This window comes from Streptomyces sp. NBC_00726, from assembly GCF_045161735.1.
In the GTDB taxonomy this organism is placed as follows: domain Bacteria; phylum Actinomycetota; class Actinomycetes; order Streptomycetales; family Streptomycetaceae; genus Streptomyces.
In genome coordinates, this window is sequence record NZ_CP108983.1 from 2,137,256 (window position 1) to 2,154,540 (window position 17,285).

General features: G+C 72.7%; 19 protein-coding genes. 9 read left to right on the forward strand and 10 right to left on the reverse strand.

Annotation, left to right across the window (positions count from 1 at the left end; genetic code table 11):
* Positions 1–248 precede the first annotated feature (248 nt).
* The 3 genes from OG338_RS09425 to OG338_RS09435 form a co-directional block, all read right to left on the reverse strand.
* On the reverse strand, positions 249–1,037 hold the full coding sequence (locus tag OG338_RS09425; RefSeq protein ID WP_405936888.1) for an HAD-IIA family hydrolase: 789 nt from the start codon (positions 1,035–1,037) through the stop codon (positions 249–251).
* 282 nt (positions 1,038–1,319) lie between these two features.
* Positions 1,320–2,351: a hypothetical protein gene (locus OG338_RS09430; protein ID WP_405936889.1), complete on the reverse strand. Its 1,032-nt coding sequence runs from the start codon at positions 2,349–2,351 to the stop codon at positions 1,320–1,322.
* A gap of 174 nt (positions 2,352–2,525) precedes the next feature.
* Positions 2,526–3,638, reverse strand: a complete 1,113-nt coding sequence (locus tag OG338_RS09435) for an ROK family protein (protein ID WP_405936890.1) — start codon at positions 3,636–3,638, stop codon at positions 2,526–2,528.
* 56 nt (positions 3,639–3,694) lie between these two features.
* On the opposite strand from OG338_RS09435, the gene OG338_RS09440 reads away from it, so the two are divergent.
* Together OG338_RS09440 and OG338_RS09445 are read left to right on the forward strand one after the other, a co-directional pair.
* A complete protein-coding gene (locus OG338_RS09440; protein WP_405936891.1) occupies positions 3,695–4,807 on the forward strand; it encodes a Gfo/Idh/MocA family oxidoreductase in 1,113 nt (370 codons plus the stop codon).
* Complete coding sequence (locus OG338_RS09445) at positions 4,804–5,283, forward strand: heme-degrading domain-containing protein (RefSeq protein WP_405936892.1); 480 nt, start codon at positions 4,804–4,806, stop codon at positions 5,281–5,283. Before OG338_RS09440 ends, OG338_RS09445 begins: the two co-directional genes overlap by 4 nt.
* Positions 5,284–5,366: 83 nt before the next feature.
* On the opposite strand, the gene OG338_RS09450 is transcribed toward OG338_RS09445, so the two are convergent.
* From OG338_RS09450 to OG338_RS09470, 5 genes are all read right to left on the reverse strand, one after another.
* Positions 5,367–6,227 carry a fumarylacetoacetate hydrolase family protein gene (locus OG338_RS09450; RefSeq protein WP_405936893.1) on the reverse strand — a complete coding sequence of 287 codons (861 nt, stop codon included), beginning with the start codon at positions 6,225–6,227 and terminating at the stop codon, positions 5,367–5,369.
* A 135-nt stretch (positions 6,228–6,362) separates the two neighbouring features.
* Positions 6,363–7,133 carry a YidC/Oxa1 family membrane protein insertase gene (locus OG338_RS09455; protein WP_405936894.1) on the reverse strand — a complete coding sequence of 257 codons (771 nt, stop codon included), beginning with the start codon at positions 7,131–7,133 and terminating at the stop codon, positions 6,363–6,365.
* Positions 7,134–7,211: 78 nt separating this feature from the next.
* On the reverse strand, positions 7,212–7,547 hold the full coding sequence (locus tag OG338_RS09460) for a DUF6412 domain-containing protein (protein ID WP_405936895.1): 336 nt from the start codon (positions 7,545–7,547) through the stop codon (positions 7,212–7,214).
* A 66-nt stretch (positions 7,548–7,613) separates the two neighbouring features.
* Complete coding sequence (locus OG338_RS09465; RefSeq protein ID WP_405936896.1) at positions 7,614–9,116, reverse strand: sodium:solute symporter; 1,503 nt, start codon at positions 9,114–9,116, stop codon at positions 7,614–7,616.
* The gene (locus tag OG338_RS09470; protein ID WP_405940367.1) at positions 9,113–9,271 is read right to left on the reverse strand and encodes a DUF3311 domain-containing protein; all 159 of its coding nucleotides are present in this window, start codon (positions 9,269–9,271) and stop codon (positions 9,113–9,115) included. The genes OG338_RS09465 and OG338_RS09470 overlap by 4 nt, the downstream gene beginning before the upstream one ends.
* A 166-nt stretch (positions 9,272–9,437) precedes the next feature.
* On the opposite strand from OG338_RS09470, the gene OG338_RS09475 reads away from it, so the two are divergent.
* Complete coding sequence (locus OG338_RS09475; RefSeq protein ID WP_405936897.1) at positions 9,438–10,442, forward strand: hypothetical protein; 1,005 nt, start codon at positions 9,438–9,440, stop codon at positions 10,440–10,442.
* Positions 10,443–10,528: 86 nt separating this feature from the next.
* The gene (locus tag OG338_RS09480) at positions 10,529–11,011 is read left to right on the forward strand and encodes a GNAT family N-acetyltransferase (protein ID WP_405936898.1); all 483 of its coding nucleotides are present in this window, start codon (positions 10,529–10,531) and stop codon (positions 11,009–11,011) included.
* Here OG338_RS09480 and OG338_RS09485 read toward each other — a convergent pair.
* Positions 11,008–11,937 (reverse strand): YDG/SRA domain-containing protein, encoded by a 930-nt coding sequence (locus OG338_RS09485; protein WP_405936899.1) that lies wholly within the window; start codon positions 11,935–11,937, stop codon positions 11,008–11,010. The genes OG338_RS09480 and OG338_RS09485 overlap by 4 nt on opposite strands.
* A 183-nt stretch (positions 11,938–12,120) precedes the next feature.
* On the opposite strand from OG338_RS09485, the gene OG338_RS09490 reads away from it, so the two are divergent.
* The 3 genes from OG338_RS09490 (at position 12,121) to OG338_RS09500 (ending at position 13,422) form a co-directional block, all read left to right on the forward strand.
* Complete coding sequence (locus tag OG338_RS09490) at positions 12,121–12,714, forward strand: hypothetical protein (RefSeq protein WP_405936900.1); 594 nt, start codon at positions 12,121–12,123, stop codon at positions 12,712–12,714.
* Positions 12,715–13,007: 293 nt separating this feature from the next.
* Positions 13,008–13,277, forward strand: a complete 270-nt coding sequence (locus OG338_RS09495; protein ID WP_405940368.1) for a hypothetical protein — start codon at positions 13,008–13,010, stop codon at positions 13,275–13,277.
* Positions 13,270–13,422, forward strand: a complete 153-nt coding sequence (locus OG338_RS09500) for a hypothetical protein (protein ID WP_405936901.1) — start codon at positions 13,270–13,272, stop codon at positions 13,420–13,422. The genes OG338_RS09495 and OG338_RS09500 overlap by 8 nt, the downstream gene beginning before the upstream one ends.
* Positions 13,423–13,811: 389 nt before the next feature.
* Here the strand turns inward: OG338_RS09500 and OG338_RS09505 are convergent, their stop codons facing one another.
* Positions 13,812–14,822, reverse strand: coding sequence for a LuxR C-terminal-related transcriptional regulator (locus OG338_RS09505; protein ID WP_405936902.1), 1,011 nt, complete (start codon positions 14,820–14,822; stop codon positions 13,812–13,814).
* A gap of 242 nt (positions 14,823–15,064) precedes the next feature.
* Here OG338_RS09505 and OG338_RS09510 point away from each other — a divergent pair, with 242 nt between their 5' ends.
* Together OG338_RS09510 and OG338_RS09515 are read left to right on the forward strand one after the other, a co-directional pair.
* Positions 15,065–15,241: a hypothetical protein gene (locus OG338_RS09510; RefSeq protein ID WP_405936903.1), complete on the forward strand. Its 177-nt coding sequence runs from the start codon at positions 15,065–15,067 to the stop codon at positions 15,239–15,241.
* Between the two features lie 50 nt (positions 15,242–15,291).
* Positions 15,292–17,268, forward strand: coding sequence for a BTAD domain-containing putative transcriptional regulator (locus OG338_RS09515; protein ID WP_405936904.1), 1,977 nt, complete (start codon positions 15,292–15,294; stop codon positions 17,266–17,268).
* The last annotated feature ends 17 nt before the right edge of the window (positions 17,269–17,285 follow it).

The window sequence follows — 17,285 nt, forward strand, 5'->3', positions numbered from 1 at the left end:
CGGGGCTTTCCGCATCCGCAGCGCGGGGGCGCTGGGGCCTGCCTGACCATTCCCGTCGTTGCCCGAAGGGCGGCCGCGCGGCGTCAGGTGCGTGCTCTCGGCGTGCCGGCCCCAGACCCCTGTACTGGACGTACTGGGGTCTGGGGCCGGTGCGGCGAGAGTGCGTGCATGGCGCCGCGCGGCAGACGGGAATGGTCAGGCAGGCCCTAGGCCGGTGGAGTGGGCCCGGCGCCCCGCGTAAGGCGGTGTCAGCCCAGGTCGACCAGGTCGACCAGGTTCGCGATGGAGTCCACGACCGTGGACGGGCGGAACGGGTACTTGTCGATGTCCGCGACCGTGGTCAGCCCGGTGAGCACCAGGAAGGTCTGCATGCCCGCCTCCAGACCGGCCAGCACATCGGTGTCCATCCGGTCGCCGATCATGGCGCTGGACTCGGAGTGCGCGCCGATCGCGTTGAGCCCGGTGCGCATCATCAGCGGGTTCGGCTTGCCCGCGAAGTAGGGGGCCTTGCCGGTCGCCTTGGTGATCAGGGCGGCGACGGAGCCGGTCGCGGGCAGCGGGCCCTCGGCGGACGGGCCGGTCTCGTCCGGGTTGGTGCAGATGAACCGGGCGCCGGCGTTGATCAGCCGGATCGCCTTGGTCAGCGCCTCGAAGGAGTACGTACGGGTCTCGCCGAGCACCACGTAGTCCGGGTCGTGGTCGGTGAGGACGTACCCGATGTCGTGCAGCGCGGTGGTGAGCCCGGCCTCGCCGATGACGTACGCCGTGCCGCCGGGCCGCTGGTCGTCCAGGAACTGGGCGGTGGCGAGGGCGGAGGTCCAGATGTTCTCCACCGGCACGTCCAGGCCCATGCGGTTCAGCCGGGCGTGCAGGTCGCGGGCGGTGTAGATCGAGTTGTTGGTCAGGACCAGGAAGGGCAGTCCCGAGTCACGCAGCCGCTTGATGAAGGCGTCGGCGCCGGGGATCGGGGTGCCCTCGTGGATGAGGACTCCGTCCATGTCGGTCAGCCAGGACGAGATCGGCTTGCGCTCTGCCATGTGGGACTCCAGTTGCCGTACGCCAGGTGCGGGGACGCCGGCGGCACCGCGTTGTGCAGCGCCGACGCCTTGAGTTTAGGTGGTCCGGCATTTGGGGGGTGGAAGAAGGAGCGGGGCTGGGTGCGTGCAGCTGCAAGGCGGAGGATTGAGCCAACGCGGAGCGTTGGTGATTGACGACAACGCCGCAGATGCGCGTGCCCAGCCCCGCGACGCCGCCCCCCAAATGCCGGACCACCTGAGGCCGACTGTTCGATCTGGAGGTACTGGCTGACCGCCTGGTGATCAGCGGTCCGCGCGGCGGGTCCGGCGGGCGGTGAGCACCATCGCGCCGCCGCCGATCAGGAATCCGGAGACGGTGAGGGCGGGCAGGGGTACGGGGACGGAGATGCCGGTGTCGGCGAGCTGCGGGACCCCCGCCGGGTCGGTGCCCGGTGGCACGGGGCGCCGGGTGGTGCCGGTCCTGCCGGGGTCCGCGTATCCCTCGTCGCCCTTGCCCTTCACCGTGCCGCTCCCCTCGTCCTCGTTCTCGTCCGTCCCGGCCGCGCTCTCGCGGTCGCCGTCCGTCTCACCGGTCCCGGTGCCGTCCTCGCCCGGCTCGACCACGGAGAACGGGTAGTCCTCGGACTCGCCGACCCACTCACCGTCGCCCCCGGTGCCGCTCCCGCCGCCCCGGCGCTGGACGATCGCGGCGTTCGCGGTGATCCGGCCCGGGCTCGTGTCGGAGGTGAAGGCCAGCCGGACCTGGACGGTGACGGTACGTCCGGCGGGCACCGTGAACCCGGGGAAGGCGTCGTCGCCCCCGCCGCCGAAGACCCCGATGTGCTCGTCCCGGTCGGTCGTCTCCCAGGTCACCCGGTGCTCGACCCCGGGTCGGGCGCGCTCCGAGAACTGAAGCTGAATCTGGTCCGAGGTCAGCGCCCGCTCCTCGTCGGTGAGGACGAGCACGGGGTGGATCGCGCGGCAGGACTCGGTGGTCGTGTTCGTCAGGTCCAGGAACCAGGTGCCGTAGCCGCCGCCGGACGCGTAGATCTCGGGCCCGCCGTGGATACGGGTGTCGATGGGGAAGGCGGCCGACGCGGGGTTCCCGCAGCCCGGCTGCTGTTCGGCGGTGGCCGAACCGGGCACACCCGCCCGGATCGGCCCACTGGCCGTCCCGGCGACCGCACTGCGCTGCGGGGCGGCGGTCGCGGTCGCCCCGCCGAGGACCACGGGCATCACACTCGCGGCGGCCAGCCCGAGCACGAGACCGTGCCGGGTGCGGCCGGTCCCGGGCGGTTCGACGGTCTCGGCGGACTCTGCGGATTCGGGGGCCATGCAGGGCAGCCTCCACTTCATACGGCGAGGACCGGAACGGGGCGCCGCGGACGGCACGGCCCCGGACACCCCTCGGGGCGGCCGACCCTGCCACGCCCGCGGGCACACCCGCCGCAGGCGTGCCGGGGGTGCGGCCGGAGGGGGGTGCGGGTGCGCCCGGACGGAGGTGCGGGCTCAGCCCGTCGCAGGCGCCCCGGCCGGGGTCACGCGGCCGAACAGCGGGGCCAGTACCAGTTGCGCCGCGCCCTCCGCGACCGGGCGGTCGCCCTCGTGGGCGGTGACCGGGACCGGGGTGCCCCGCGCACCGTCGCGGCGGGAGCGCTCGTCGAGGACGGCGCGCACTCCGCGTACGTACGTGTCGGGGTCGGCGGCGACCGTGCGGCCGCCCAGGACCACGCGGTCGATGTCGAGGAGGCCGACGAGGTTGGCGGCGCCGGTGCCGAGCACCCGGGCCGCCTCGGCCGCGTCGCCCCGGCGGACGGCGGCCAGGCACAGCGCCTCCAGGCAGCCGCGGCCGCCGCAGCCGCAGCGGAGGCCGTCCAGCTGGACGGTCTGGTGGCCGAACTCGCCCGCCCCGGTCCGCTCCCCCCGGTGCACCGCGCCGCCGAGGACGAGACCGGCGCCGAGGCCGGTGCCGAGGTGGAGGTACGCGAAGTCGGCGGGGCCGTCCGCGCCGAGGGCCAGGCCGAGCGCTGCGGCGTTGGTGTCCTTGTCGAGGACCACGGGCAGCCCGGTCCGGGCGGCGAGCGCGTCGCGCAGCGGGTAGCCGTCCCACCGCGGGAACCCCGTGACGCGGTGCAGCACCCCGCCCCGGTGGTCCAGCGGCCCCGGGACCGCGACGCCCACCCCGAGCACCGGCAGCGCCCCGTCCCCCCGCACGGCGGCGACCGCCCCGGCGGCGGCCGTCAGCACCTCGTCCGCCGGGGCCCCGAAGTCCAGCGGAGCCGTACGGCTTTCGGCTACGGCGCCCGCGAGGTCCACGAGCACCACGGTCAGCCCGTCGCGGTCCAGGTGCAGCCCCACCGCGTGCCCCGCCTCGGGAACCAGCCGCAGCACGGTCCGGGGCTTGCCGCCCGTGGAGGCGCGGCGGCCCGCCTCGGCGGCCAGGCCCTCGGCGCGCAGCCGGGCGGTGATCTTGCTGACGGCCTGCGGGGTGAGCCCGGTGCGCTCGGCGAGTTCGAGCCGGCTGATGCCGCGCTCGCCGGCCACCCGCAGCAGGTCGAGGAGGAGGGCCGCGTTGTGGCTGCGCAGGGCGGGAAGGTTCGCGCCGGTGTTGCTCCTGTTCACGGAACCATTGTGGCCCGCGCTTGCACTTTGGCAACAGCGTTGCCAAAGTGGACGGCATGACCTTCCTGCGCGTCGGACTCGTCGGCTACGGCCTGGCGGGGTCCGTCTTCCACGCCCCGCTGATCACGGCCACCGAAGGACTGGTCCTCGACACGGTCGTCACCCGCGACGAGGAGCGCCGCGCCCAGGCCCGCGCCGCATACCCGGACGTGCGCTTCGCCGGCTCACCCGACGAGCTGTGGCAGCGGGCGGACGAGCTGGACCTGATCGTCATCGCGTCACCGAACAGGACCCACGTACCGCTGGCGCGGGCGGCGCTGGAGGCTGGGCTTCCGGTGGTTGTGGACAAGCCGGTCGCGGGCACGGCGGCCGAGGCGCGGGAGCTGGCCGCGCTGGCCGAGGGGCGCGGGCTGCTGCTCTCGGTCTTCCAGAACCGCCGCTGGGACAACGACTTCCTCACCCTGCGCGCACTCCTCGCGGACGGCGTGCTCGGCGAGGTCCAGCGTTTCGAGTCGCGGTACGAGCGGTGGCGCCCGCGGCTGAAGGGCGGCTGGCGCGAGTCCGGCGACCCGCGCGAGATCGGCGGGCTGCTGTACGACCTGGGCAGCCATGTCGTCGACCAGGCGCTGACCCTGTTCGGCCCGGCGGCCCAGGTGTACGCGGAATCGGACCTGCGGCGCCCGAGCGCGGCGGCCGACGACGACACGTTCGTGGCGGTCACGCACGCCTCGGGCGTCCGCTCGCATCTGTACGTGAGCGCCACGACGGCCCAGCTCGGCCCGCGCTTCCGGGTGCTCGGGTCGCAGGCGGGCTTCGTGAAGTACGGCCTCGACCCCCAGGAGGCCGCCCTGCGCGAGGGCGCCCGGCCGGTCCCGGGCGAGCCGTGGGGCGAGGAGGGCGAGGAGCTGTGGGGCCGGCTCGGCGCGGGCGAGTCCCCGCTCACCGGCGGCGGCACCCCGGTCCGTACGCTCCCGGGCGACTACCCGGCGTACTACGCGGCGGTCAGCGACGCGCTGCGCGGGACGGGTGACAATCCGGTGACCGCCCTTCAGGCCGCCGAAACCCTGGACGTCCTGGAGGCGGCCCGCCGCTCGGCCCGCGAGGGGGTCACCGTCACCCTGCGGCCCGCCGGCGCCTCCGCCCACGTAACCGAGGAGCAGCCCGTATGAACCCCACCGCTCCGACCATCTCCGAGCTGATCGCCCAGGAGCGCCGGCTCACCCTGCCGCGTTTCGGCTACGACGACGCCTATGCGCTCGGCGGGCTGCTGGTCGCCCTGGCCCGGGAGCGGCACGCCCCGGTCGCGATCGACATCCGGCGCGGGGCGCAGCAGCTGTTCCACGCGGCGCTGCCCGGTTCGAGCGCGGACAACGACGCGTGGATCGACCGCAAGCGCCGGGTGGTCGAGCGGTACGGCGAGAGCTCGTACCTGGTGGGAACGCGGTTCCGGGCGAAGGGGACGACCTTCGACGAGGCGTCCCGGCTGGACCCGGACGTGTACGCGGCGCACGGCGGCTCGTTCCCGGTCGCGGTCGAGGGCGCGGGCGTCATCGGCTCGGTGACGGTCTCGGGGCTGCCGCAGGCGGAGGACCACGCGCTGGTGGTGGAGGCGCTGGAGCGGTTCGTGTCGCGGATCGACGGCTGACACGTACGGAGGGGTGGGGTCCGCGTACACACGGACCCCACCCCTCCGATGTATCGGGACGCCCCAAGCGCCCCTGAGCACCTCTAGGCGTCCTTCAGCTCCTGCCGCTGTCGGCCCAGGCCCTCGACCTCCAGCTCCACGACGTCACCGGCCCGCAGATACGGCTTGGGCTCGGGCTGCCCCATCGCGACGCCGGCCGGGGTGCCGGTGTTGATGACGTCGCCCGGGTGGAGCGTCATGAACCGGCTCACATAGCGGACGACCTCGCCGACCGGGAAGATCTGGTCGGCGGTGTTGCCGTCCTGCTTCAGCTCGCCGTTGACCCAGAGCCGCAGCGCGAGGGCCTGCGGGTCGGGGATCTCGTCGGCGGTCACCAGCCAGGGGCCCAGCGGGTTGAACGTCTCGCAGTTCTTGCCCTTGTCCCAGGTGCCGCCGCGCTCGATCTGGAACTCGCGCTCGGAGACGTCGTGCGCGACCGCGTACCCGGCGACGTGGGCGAGCCCTTCCTCGGCCGTCTCCAGGTAGCGCGCGGTGCGCCCGATGACGACGGCCAGCTCGGCCTCCCAGTCGGTCTTCACGCTGCCGCGCGGCACGAGCACGGTGTCCTCGGGCCCGACGACGGTGTCCGGGGCCTTGAAGAACAGGATCGGCTCGTCGGGGACCGGCGCCCCGGTCTCCGTGGCGTGGTCGTGGTAGTTCAGCCCGATGCACACGATCTTGCCGATACGGGCGAGCGGCGGGCCCACCCGCAGCCCCTCGGCGTCGAGCGCCGGCAGCTCGCCGGACGCGGCAGCGGCGGCACGCACCCGCGCGAGCGCGTCCTCGTCGGCGAACAGGGCGCTGTCGATGTCGGGGACGACGCCCGACAGGTCTCGCAGGGTTCCGTCCTCGTCCAGCAGCGCCGGTCGTTCCGCGCCCGCCGTACCCACACGAAGCAGCTTCAAGAGTCGTTCTCCTCGATCGGGATCAGGCCCGTCGGATGGGTAGCGGCCATCGCAGGCTTGTCCGATCCTCCAAGACGTCCGATCACTCCGCAAGACCCTGTTCACCACCTGGACCGGGCTGCCCCGGCGCCGGAGTTACGCGGCCGTGGCGACCGCGGCGCCCGGCGCGGTCATGTCGCGGTACAGGAAGGCCCGCTCGATCGCGGTCCAGGTCGTGCTGGTGACCACGTACAGCGCGGCGGCCAGCGGCACGAAGGCGACGGTGAAGAGGGTGAAGAAGGACATCAGCGGCATGAGCCGGTTCATCGCGCCCATGCCGGGCATCGGCTGCCCGTCGGGGCCGGTCGCCGGGGTGACCGGGTTGGCGGCCATCTGACGCTTCGTACGCCCGTAGTTGAAGGTGGCGACGGCGGCCACGATCGCGAAGAGGCCCAGATAGACGAGGCCCTGCGCGCCGAACATCCCGCCGTGCGACAGGGCGTCGTGCCAGCGCTCGCCGAGCGGGGCGCCGAAGAGCTGGTGGCCGAGGAGCGAATTGGCCTCGCCGCCGATCTTCTGGCTGGAGAACAGGTGGTAGAGCAGGAAGAACGCCGGCATCTGGAGCAGGCTCGGCAGGCAGCCGGAGAGCGGCGAGACCTTCTCCTCGCGGTGCAGCTCCATGAGCGCCTTCTGCATCTTCTCGCGGTCCTTGCCGTGCTTCTTGCGCAGCTCGGCGATCTGCGGCTGAAGCCGGCGCTGCGCCTTCTGCCCGCGCGCGGCGGCCCGCGAGAGCGGGTGCACGGCGAGCCGGACGAGCGCGGTGAACAGGACGATCGCGGCGGCGGTGGACGCGCCCTGGAAGAGCGGGTGGAGCAGATCGGCGAGGGCGCCGACCAGGCTGGCGAATGCGGACATGAAGGCGGACATGGGTGAGCCCTCCGGGGGTCTCGTCGTACCGGGAAGTCGATTCGGCGTGACGGGTCCACGTGAGGGGCTGAGGTGTCCTTACGCGGCCGTCAGGAGGGCGCGCCCCGGCGCTCGGGGGCGGCGGCGACCCTGGGCGTCCGGGTCCCGTTGCGGAAGGAACGCGGTGCGCTTCTCGCGGTCGCGCATGGCGGTGCGCACCCGGGTGCGGGGCACCGGGGCGGCGCAGCGGGCGCTGATGACCGAGCAGGCGACGAGCGCGGTGCCGGCGGCCGCCGTGGCGGCGAGCGCGACGGCGGCGGAGATGCTGCCGCCCTCGGCGAGAAGCACCTCGGTGAGGAGGAAGAGGAGCAGCCCGGCGGGTCGCAGGACGCGGGAGAGACCGTCGCGTACGCGGCTCATGGCGTCGGTGCCCATGGGCGGTGCCTCCCTTCCGTATGCGCTCCTGTCGGTCCATCCGTTATACACGACCGGCCGAGCCGGTCAACGTACGTTGACAGCCATCCGGTCCGCTTCCACCTCGTCCCGGGCCAGCACCTCGTCGTCCGGCCGTTCGTCGCGCTCGCGCGGACCGGCGTACGTCACCGCGAGCGCGACGGCCAGATTGGCGGCGAGGGCGACGATGCCCGCGTTCACGCCCCAGACCGGATCGTGCTCCGTGAAGACGAACCCGCACACCACGCCGACCCCGGCGACGAGCCCGGACAGCGCCCCGAGCAGCGTCAGCCGCCGCCACATCAGCCCCAGCAGCACCATGGGGAGCAGCTGTGCCATTCCCTCGTACGAGATGAGCGAGAGCCGTACGAGGGTGTTGGGGGCGGTGTACGTGAGGAGCAGCGCCAGGGCGCCCGCGACCACGACGACCAGCTGCGCGGCGCCCTTCTGCCGGCGCTCCCAGCGCGGCACGAGGGAGAGCACGCTGCGGCCCCACATCGTGCCGATGACCAGCATGAACACCGCCATCGGCACGATCGAGGAGAGCGCGGCGGCGACCCCGATGACGCCGACGGACCAGGCGGGCAGCGAGTCCGTGACGAGCTTGAAGAGCGCCAGGTTGGAGTCGGCGCCGGCCAGCCCCGGCACCACGAACAGCGCCGCCATGCCGAGCAGCATCGGCACGAAGAGCAGGACGTTGTAGGCGGGCAGCCACATCGCGTTGCGGCGCAGCACGTCGGCGTTCTTCGCGCCGAGGTAGCCGGCGACGGTGGTCGGGAAGATCACGACGGTGAGCGAGTTCAGGAACGAGGTCGTGATGAACCACGCCTGTCCGAGGCCGCTGTCCCCGTGCCCGGGGAAGGTCAGCCACTCGCTCTTCTGGGTGACGAGCCGGTCGAGGAAGGGCCCGTAGCCGTCGAAGTAGTGCACGGGCACATAGATCGCCAGGAACCCGAGCGTGACGATGACCAGCAGGTCCTTCAGCACGGACACCCAGGCGCTGCCGCGCAGCCCGCTGACCACGACGAAGCCGGTGGTGACGGCGAAGGCGATGAAGTACGCCCAGTTCAGGCTGACGGCCCCGTAGGAGATCGTCGAGACGACGACGCCCATGCCGGTGATCTGGAGCTGGATGTACGGCAGCAGGAACACGGTCGCCAGGACGGCGACGAGCGCGCCGAGCCAGGGCCGCCCGAAGCGGTGCGCCACCATGTCGGTGATCCCGACGAGACCGTGCTTGCGCGCGTACGCCCACAGCATCGGCCCGACGACGTAGCCGACGGCGTAACCGCAGGACATGTACGCGACGACATACAGGACGGGGGCCCCGTAGTTGTAGCCCCAGCCGGCGGCGCCCAGGTAGCTGAAGCTGGTGTAGCCCTCGCCGGCCATCAGCACCCAGATGAAGACGGCGCCGAGGCTGCGCCCGCCCACCGACCACTCGGCGAGCCCGCCCCCGCCGCCGCGCGTGCCGCGTACGGCGAGCAGCCCGAGCGCGACGGTGGCGACCATGAAGACCCCGAAGACGGAGGTCGCGACGGCGGCGTTCACCGGCGGTCACCCCGCCGGGTCAGCCATACCGCGACGGGCGTCAGCAGGGTCGCCCCGAGCAGCCAGAAGAAGAGGAACGGCAGCCCGAGAACGACGGGCCGGACCCGGTTCACGAACGGCAGCGCGCCGAGGTGGAGCGCGTAGGGGACCAGCAACCACAACAACTGCGGACGTCGTCTGAGCACGTGGAGACACGTTAGAGGGCCGGCGGCGGGTCCGTGGCCGGTGGCCGTCAACACCTCCGGAACGCGACCCGGCTCACGCCCCCGGGCCCGCGGAGTGGCCCCCGTCGCGTGCCCGCACAGCAGTACGGTGTGGTGCATGCGCCCCGACACTCCTGCCGACCACATCTCCGAAGCCGAGCGCCTGCTCCGCACCGCGGCGCAGTACCCCGAGGACCACGAGCCGCTGCTCCTCCAGGCCGCGGCCCACCTGGAACTCGGCGGCGACCGCGCCCGCGCCACGACGCTCTACGACGAACTGCTCGGCGACCCCCGCACCGAGCACCCGCATCTGGTGAAGGCGCTCAGCGCCGCGAACCTGTGGGAGTACGGCCACGAGGCGGAGGCCCGCGCGCTGATCGACGGCGTCCGCGTGGCGGCCCCGCAGGAGGCGGCCCCGTGGGAGATCGCGGCCGAGACCCTGGAGGCCCACGACGAGCTGGACGCGGCTCACGACCTCTTCTCCACGGCCCTGCGGCTGCTGATCGCCCCGGGCGAGGAGGTCCCGTACCAGACCCAGTCGCTGCTGACCGGCCGCCACCGGGTCCGCCGCCTGATGGGCGTCGCGCACGACGCGTGGGACGAGCTGGCGGACACCCTGCACACGGCGGCGGTCCCGCTGGACGAGCTCCACGACCCGAAGCGGCTGTGGTCGCTCGGCTCGTCGGACCCGGGCGAGCTGCGCGCCGAGATCACCCGCCTGCGCGCCGAACTGGGCACGTACCGGACGGCGTTGTCCCGCCCGTTCCCGGTGGCGGTGCTGCACTGGCCGGCCGCCGAATTCCGCGAACTCCTCACGGCGTACCCGGGCCTGGGCAGCGAATACGCCTCCCACCCGGACCACCTGGCCCGCCTGGAGACGGCCCTGCGCGACCTCCAGGCGGCGGGCACCCCGAACCTCGGCATCGTCCGCGGCACGGTCCCCTCCTACGAAGCCTTCGCCGCCTCCGAATCCGCGTCCCCGGCGGACCCGGACCTCCTCCCCCAGTACGCGACGACCCTGGCCGCACGGGGGCGCGCGGTGCCGTGGCCGCCGGCGAAGAGCGCGGGGTGCTGGTGCGGGTCGGGGGAGTCTTATCGGGGGTGCCATGGGGGGCGGGTGTAGGGACTGCTGATGCGGGATTGACGCGGAGCCGCCCCGGCGGCGAATTGCGGATGCCGGGGCGCGCCCCGGCTCCGTACCCTTCGCCCATGCCCGAACTCCAGCGCCTGCGCCCCGGCCACGCCCCCGCCGTCCTCGCGTTCGAGCAGGCCAACCGCGCCTTCTTCGCCGCGTCGGTCCCGGACCGCGGCGACGCGTTCTTCGCCGGCTACCCGGCCCGCCACGCGGCCCTGCTCGCCGAACAGGCCGCGGGGACCTGCCACTTCCACGTCCTGGTGGAGTCGGGCGAGATCCTGGGCCGCTTCAACCTGCTGGACGCCACCGCCGGCACCGCCGAACTCGGCTTCCGCCTCGCGGAGAAGGCCACGGGCCGCGGCCTGGCGACGACCACGGTGCACCAGCTCTTCGGCCTGTGCCGCACGACGTACGGCCTGACGACACTCAGGGCGAGGGCGGCGGTACGGAACGCGGCGTCGCGGGCGGTGCTGAGCCGGACGGGGTTCGTGGAGACGGGCGAGGCGGTGGAGCTGAGCGGGGAGCGGGGGGTGGCGTTCGTGCGGGTGCTGGGCTAGATCTCCTGCACGCGAGCCGCCCAGCGACTGCGATGCTGCTGCACGCAGGCGGGGTCTATGTCGTGTCCAGGCAGCACATGCAGATCGCCCAATACCTTCTGGCTGAAGGCATCGACAACCTTGAGGTCATCGGTGATGAGCCGCATGCCACTATCAAAGAGAACGTGACAGTTCGGGCAGAGGCAGAGAATGTTACTGCTCACATCCTGTCCGTTGTGCGGCCTGCCCAGCGCGTGGATATGCGCACCCTCACTGTATCGTCCACCCTCTGCGTCCACGACCAGGGGAATGCTGCACATCTGACAGAGGTTCCCGTAAAGGTTCTTGACTGCCCGGGCCTCAGCCGTGTTCCGCACCCGCCGCTGCACGCTCACGTATTTCGCGGCAGCCTTCTCAAGCGGCGTAACCGGTCGGATCTCTGCGGTGTCGTCCCTCTCCGTCGACTCCCAGGGCTCCACGGCCGACGACTTAGCCAAACGAAATTGCCACATAAGGAAGCCGCGGTCGGTGCGGACACTCCAGTAATCCTCAACGAGGTAGAGCCCGCGGTACCGGTAGCCCTTGGTCGCCTTGCGTCGCTTGATGCCCAAGCCGCGTACGTATCGGATGGGCAGCCCCTCCCGATAGTTGACCAGCATGCCTTCGTTGACCCCGGTCAACTCCTGGTCTGCTGTGATGTGTCCGCCCTTGTCAGGCTCCCCACCCTGCGCGGTGTAAATGATGACGTCGCCATGGTCCTCGTCGGCAGCGTAACCACCGCTGGCCACGATCGAGTCAACGCCCTGGTGCGCCGTACCGGAGATTCCCTGCCTGGAAAACCTGTGGACGTCAGCCGCGTAGAGCTCACTATGCGTACGGAACCACGCCCCTTCCACCGCGTTCGGAGGGGGGCCAAAGTAGATGGGCTTCGACTTCGAGGGTGACATGCGATCATTCTGTCAATGGCGGACACCTTCGATCAATAGAGCGGGCGTCCGGGGCGATGCTCATGGGTTTTCATGGCCCGATCGTTCGACCTCAATGAAACTTAAGGTCAAGACGCTCCGCCCGAGCGGTGCGTACGCTCACGCCACGCACCGCCCGCCCCGCCCGCATCCGAGGGAGTCCCCATGGCGGCCCGCCCCCTGCTCTTCCTGGACGCCGACGGACCGCTGAACCCGTATGCCGCGCAGCCCGAACGGCGTCCCGTGGACTACACCACCATCCGCGTGCCCCGGGACACTCTCGCCGCCACGGGGCATGGCCTGCTCCGCTCCTCCGCGCGGCCGTTGCGGGTATGGCTCAACCCCGCTCACGGCGAGGCCCTGTTGGCGCTCGGGTACGAGCTGTGCTGGGCCACCACCTGGATGAACGGCGCGAACACGTGGATCGGGCCCGCTCTCGGGCTGCCCGAGCTGCCGTTCGTGGACTTCGGAGACGGGCTGTTCCGGGAGCGCCCCGACGGTGTGCACTGGAAGTGCGAGGCGTTGATCGCGTACGCGGGTGGCCGCCCATTCGCCTGGGTGGACGACGAACAGAGCGACGCCGACCATGCCCACGTGAGCGCCCACCACCCGGGCCCGGCGCTCCTCCACCACGTAAATCCGCGGATCGGGCTGCGGGACGACGATTTCGCCGCCCTGGCCGCCTTCGCCGCGTCCCTCACCGGACCCGCCGCCCCGGCCGATTGGCCCGGGATCACACTTCCCCGCGCACCGGGGTAGACCCACACCACGGCCACCCCTTCGGGGACGCCCGACGGCCTGTGCGGCTCCCCCTTGCGTGGCCCCGTCCGGGTCTACAGCCGGTCCGGCGTCGATGTCATGGTCGGGCGCTCCCCATCGGCAACGGCTCCTTCCGGCTTCCCGCGCGCGTCGCGGTCATTTACCGGTTCTCCTGACGCGCGCGGGGGAACGTCGCGGCTGTCGGCCTCTGCTGACTGGCCGGAAGTCGCCGCCCGGCATTGCGGCGGATGTGATCTCGGTTACCTTCGGGGGGACTGAATGGAGAGCCCGTGATGATTCGGGGCTGGGAAGCCGATCCCTCGTCGCCGCTGGTACGCCGCCTGGGCAAGTCCCCCGCCGAGCTCGGGACCACGGGAGGCGAGCAGGGGTGCCCGGACATCTGGGAGTTGGAGAACGGGGACATCGCCGTCATCGGCCGGGACCTCACCGATTCCTACCTGCCTCGCCTTCCTCCGGGGCTGGTTGTCGCCCCGGACGAACGCCTCGTCGTCATCCCCCGCAGGACGGCTGCCGCGGCAAAGGGAGACCTGCCCGATGCCTAGCCTGCGGCCCCGCAGCGTCGGTGAGTGCCTCGCACTCGACGACTACTCCGCGGACTTCGGCCGGCACTTCTGGCGTTCCGGCTCCGACGGGTTCTGGAAGCTCGAACGTCAGCAGAGCTTCCGGGAGCCCGGGATACAACTCTAGGGAGCCGTCGCAGTGTCAGTACACCGCGCTTTCGGACGCGGCCCCGTCCGCGATCGAGTCAAAACCGTGCTTCCCCCCAAGCCGCCGACAGGCGATCATGGGGTATCAGCGTGGGACCGCACCACGGTCCCACCGGCAGAGCGGGGGAAATCATGCTCCTGGTTGTTTCGGTCGTGGCCGTACTCGTCGTGGCCGTCGTCGGCTGTCTCGTCGTTCTCCGGCGGCGGGACGGGGCCGGAGAGCGGGGAGCCGTCGGGCGTGGGGCGGCGCGGCAGGCGGAGGCTCGGGGGCTGGCGCAGGGGCATGCGCAGAGTCAGGGCATGGGGCCTTACGGGGGCTGAGCCGGCCCGTCACGGGGCTTCGGGGGCGCTGGACGGGCTCGCCGCCTCTCAAGGCCGGGGCCCGTCCGCCGGCAGGTAGCCGAGTTGGGCCGCGTGGACTCCGGCCTGGAAGCGGCTTCGGGCGTCCAGGTGGCCCAGGAGGCCGGTGGCGATGCGGCGGGCGGTGCGGGGGGAGACGCCGAGGCGCTTGGCTATGGCCTCGTCCGTGTAGCCGCGGGCCAGCAGGCGCAGGGTTTCGTGTTGTTGGCGGGTCAGTGAGTGGTCCGCGGGTTTCTCGGAGGGGCCGAGGGGTTCGGCGTCGGCCCAGACGTTTTCGAACAGGGCCTCCAGCGCCGCGATGAGGCCCGGGCCCGACACCACGAGTGCGCCGAGCGAGGAGTCCTGGTCGTCCAGGGCGACCAGGGCCAGGCGGTGGTCGGTGATGATCATGCGGGTGCTGAGCGAGGGGGCCGTGCGGATGCCGGCGCCGAGCGAGGCCAGCCAGTTCACGTGGGCCACCGTGGGCGGGTGGTTGTGGATGCTGTCGAGATAGACCGTGCGCATCCGCACCCCGCGCTCCAGCAGCTCCTGGTTGAGGGGGCGGGAGGCGTGCATGTTCTCCGCCGTCTGCGCACCGCCCGTCGCGAAGGTCAGGATCTCCTCCTCCACCTCCTCGTGGAGCCGCGCCAGGTAGTCCCGTACGTGGTCCACACCGTCCAGGTGCACCACCGGCGGCTCACCGGTGGCGGAGTGGGAGGCGGGGAGGCCGCAGAGGAGTTCGGCCACGGCCGCCTCCCCGTCCGCCAGCCGCTGCTGTTCGGCGGCGAGCAGCGCGCGGCGGCGGGTCAGCAGCATCTCCAGGCCCAGCCGGGGGTCGACCACGTGCAGGCGCTGCTCACCGCCGGTGCCCGCGGCCGGGCGCACCAGGGACAGGTGCAGTAACTCCGCCAGGGCGGCGTCGAACTGATTGTGTGTCAGGCCGGTGCGGGCGCGGTGCTCCGCGAGGGACGCGTACGGCTGGGCGAGCAGTGCCCGGTAGACGATCTCCGCCGTGGCATCGAGACCCAAAGGGTCGAGCATCGTCCCTCCACACTAAAAGCACCGTCTCTTGCCGGAGTTATTACCTCGGGGCGGCGAAATCTACTCTTCGGCGCGCCTGTCGCGCGGCGGCGGGAAGCCGCGTGGTCCGGGTATCCACATGCTGGACGGAAGGGGCCATGGCCTCATCGGTCCAGCGGTCTCGCCTTCACCGTCGTGTCACCCGCGTACAAAACTCACGGTGCTGTCGAACGCTCCCCACCGCTGGTTCGAAGGGCTTCCGCATGACGCGTCTCCACCGGTTCTCCTGTACGGCCCTCCTGTCCCTGGCCCTGTCCCTGAGCGGCGGCGTTCTCGCCTCGGCTCCCGCGTACGCCTCCGCCGCCCCGTCCGACCAGGTCAGCAGCCCCGTCCTGCCCGAGCCCCCGGGGAGCCGGCCGCACGACTTCGGCTGGCAGTGAGTCCCGGCCCGGCGACGGGCCGCCGAGAGTGTACGGGAAGGCGGACGACGGTGCTGTTCCAACTGCTCGGGCCCCTGAGCATCACCGATGGGCGGGACCTCGTGGTCCTGCCGCCCTCCAAGCCGACCGCGCTGCTGGCCGCCCTGCTCATCCGGCCGGGGCAGGTCGTCTCCACCGACCATCTGCAAGAGGCCGTCTGGGGCGGGGAACAGCCCGCCACGGCCAAGGCCGCGCTCCAGAGCTGTGTCCTGCGGCTGCGCCGGATCTTCGCCAAGTACGGCATCGAGGACCAGGCCGTCGTGGCGGTCGCCGGCGGCTACCGCATCCACGCCGACGCCGAAACCCTCGACCTGCTCCACTTCCGGCAGCTCGTCGGCCGGGCGGCGGCGGCCGGTGACGACTCCGAGCTGTACACCCTGCGGGCCGCCCTCGCGCTCTGGCAGGGGCCGCTGCTCGCCAATGTGCCCTCCGGGCTGCTGCACCGGGACGAGGTGCCCCGGCTGGCGGAGGAGCGTCTGCGGGTCCTGGAGCGGGTCTGCGACATCGAACTGGAGCACGGCCGTTGCCGCGAAGTCCTCGTTGATCTTTGGGAAGTTACGCGCGTATACCCCGCCCACGAGCGGTTTTCCGAGCAACTGATGCTGGCCCTCTACCGGACCGGGCGGCAGACGGAGGCGCTGTCGGAGTACCGGAGGATCAAGGCGTACCTGCGTGACGAACTCGGTGTCGACCCCCGGCCCGGACTCCAGCGCCTGGAACTGGCGATCCTGCGCGGCGACGATCTGGGCACCCCGGACACCGGGCGGGCTCCCGTCTCCCTCACGGCCTCAGTCCCGCCGCCGGCCGCGCTCCCGCCGCGGGCGCTTCCGCCGGAGGGCCGGGGCGGTGGCGGTACGGGGACGGCCCCGCTCCCCGCGGTGCCCGGCTTCACCGGGCGCCGGCGTCAGGTGGAGGAACTCGTCCCGCTGCTGACGGGCGGCCTCCCCGGCCACCCCTCATCCGGCCCCGACCCCTCCGGCCCCGACCCGTCCGGCCCCGACCCGTCAGCCGCCGCCCCCGAACGCGCCCCCGTCGCCGTGCTCTCCGGGGCCCCCGGCATCGGCAAGACCGCGCTCGCCCTGTACGTGGCGCACCTGGTGGGCGGGCATTTCCCGGGCGGGTGCGTCCTGTTGCCGCTGACCCTGCCCGACGGCACCCCGCGCCCGACCGAGGAGGCCGCCGCCGAGCTGCGCGACGCGCTGTCGGCCGGGTCCGGCACCGGCACCGGCACCCGGCGCGGCCGTACGCTCCTGATCCTCGACGACGCCGTCCACCCCGATCAGGTACGCCCGCTGCTCACCGCCAACGCGGGCGGGGCCGCGATCGTCACCAGCCGGATGGGGCTCGCCGCCCTCGTCGCCACGCACGGCGGCACCGTGCACCGGCTCGGCGCGCTCGGCCCCGAGGAGTCGTACGCCCTGCTCACGGCCGTCCTGGGCCGGGACCGGGTCGCGGCCGAGCCGGCCGGGGCGCGGCTGCTGGCCGAGGTGTGCGGGCACCATCCGCTCGCCCTGCGGATCGCCGCCGCCCGGCTGCTCACCCGGCCCCTCCTCAAGCCGGCCGACTGCGCGCACTGGCTCCGCCACGACCTGCCGGCCCGCCTCGGCCTGGCCGACGACCCGCGGATGTCCGTACCGCTGACCCTGGACGAGGCGGTGGGGCGGCTGCCTCCGGTGCTGGCCGAGGCGCATCTCCGGCTCGCGGCGGCGGCCCGCGGACCGCTCACCGCGGACCTGGCCGCGACCGTCCTCGACGTCCCGTGGGAGACGGCCGAGGACCTGCTGGAACGCCTGCTCGACGCGGGCCTCCTGGAGGAGGAGCACCCGGGCGCGTTCCGGATGCACGAACTGCTGCGCGCGCACGCCCGGCGCGCGACCGCGTCGTCCGGCGCGGCCTCCGCTCCCGGGCGCGCCCGGGCACTCCCGCGCCCGCCACGGTGCGGGGAGACACCCCAGGCGGGCAGTACCCGGCCCACCGCCCTGCGGTGACACGCCGTCACCGCGCC

Excerpts from the sequence above, each read along its gene's own strand:
- OG338_RS09425 (WP_405936888.1), bottom strand. The coding sequence starts at position 1,037 with ATGGCAGAGCGCAAGCCGATCTCGTCCTGGCTGACCGACATGGACGGA.
- OG338_RS09430 (WP_405936889.1), bottom strand. The coding sequence starts at position 2,351 with ATGGCCCCCGAATCCGCAGAGTCCGCCGAGACCGTCGAACCGCCCGGG.
- OG338_RS09440 (WP_405936891.1), top strand. The coding sequence starts at position 3,695 with ATGACCTTCCTGCGCGTCGGACTCGTCGGCTACGGCCTGGCGGGGTCC.
- OG338_RS09445 (WP_405936892.1), top strand. The coding sequence starts at position 4,804 with ATGAACCCCACCGCTCCGACCATCTCCGAGCTGATCGCCCAGGAGCGC.
- OG338_RS09455 (WP_405936894.1), bottom strand. The coding sequence starts at position 7,133 with ATGTCCGCCTTCATGTCCGCATTCGCCAGCCTGGTCGGCGCCCTCGCC.
- OG338_RS09460 (WP_405936895.1), bottom strand. The coding sequence starts at position 7,547 with ATGGGCACCGACGCCATGAGCCGCGTACGCGACGGTCTCTCCCGCGTC.
- OG338_RS09475 (WP_405936897.1), top strand. The coding sequence starts at position 9,438 with ATGCGCCCCGACACTCCTGCCGACCACATCTCCGAAGCCGAGCGCCTG.
- OG338_RS09480 (WP_405936898.1), top strand. The coding sequence starts at position 10,529 with ATGCCCGAACTCCAGCGCCTGCGCCCCGGCCACGCCCCCGCCGTCCTC.
- OG338_RS09485 (WP_405936899.1), bottom strand. The coding sequence starts at position 11,937 with ATGTCACCCTCGAAGTCGAAGCCCATCTACTTTGGCCCCCCTCCGAAC.
- OG338_RS09490 (WP_405936900.1), top strand. The coding sequence starts at position 12,121 with ATGGCGGCCCGCCCCCTGCTCTTCCTGGACGCCGACGGACCGCTGAAC.
- OG338_RS09495 (WP_405940368.1), top strand. The coding sequence starts at position 13,008 with ATGATTCGGGGCTGGGAAGCCGATCCCTCGTCGCCGCTGGTACGCCGC.
- OG338_RS09500 (WP_405936901.1), top strand. The coding sequence starts at position 13,270 with ATGCCTAGCCTGCGGCCCCGCAGCGTCGGTGAGTGCCTCGCACTCGAC.
- OG338_RS09505 (WP_405936902.1), bottom strand. The coding sequence starts at position 14,822 with ATGCTCGACCCTTTGGGTCTCGATGCCACGGCGGAGATCGTCTACCGG.
- OG338_RS09510 (WP_405936903.1), top strand. The coding sequence starts at position 15,065 with ATGACGCGTCTCCACCGGTTCTCCTGTACGGCCCTCCTGTCCCTGGCC.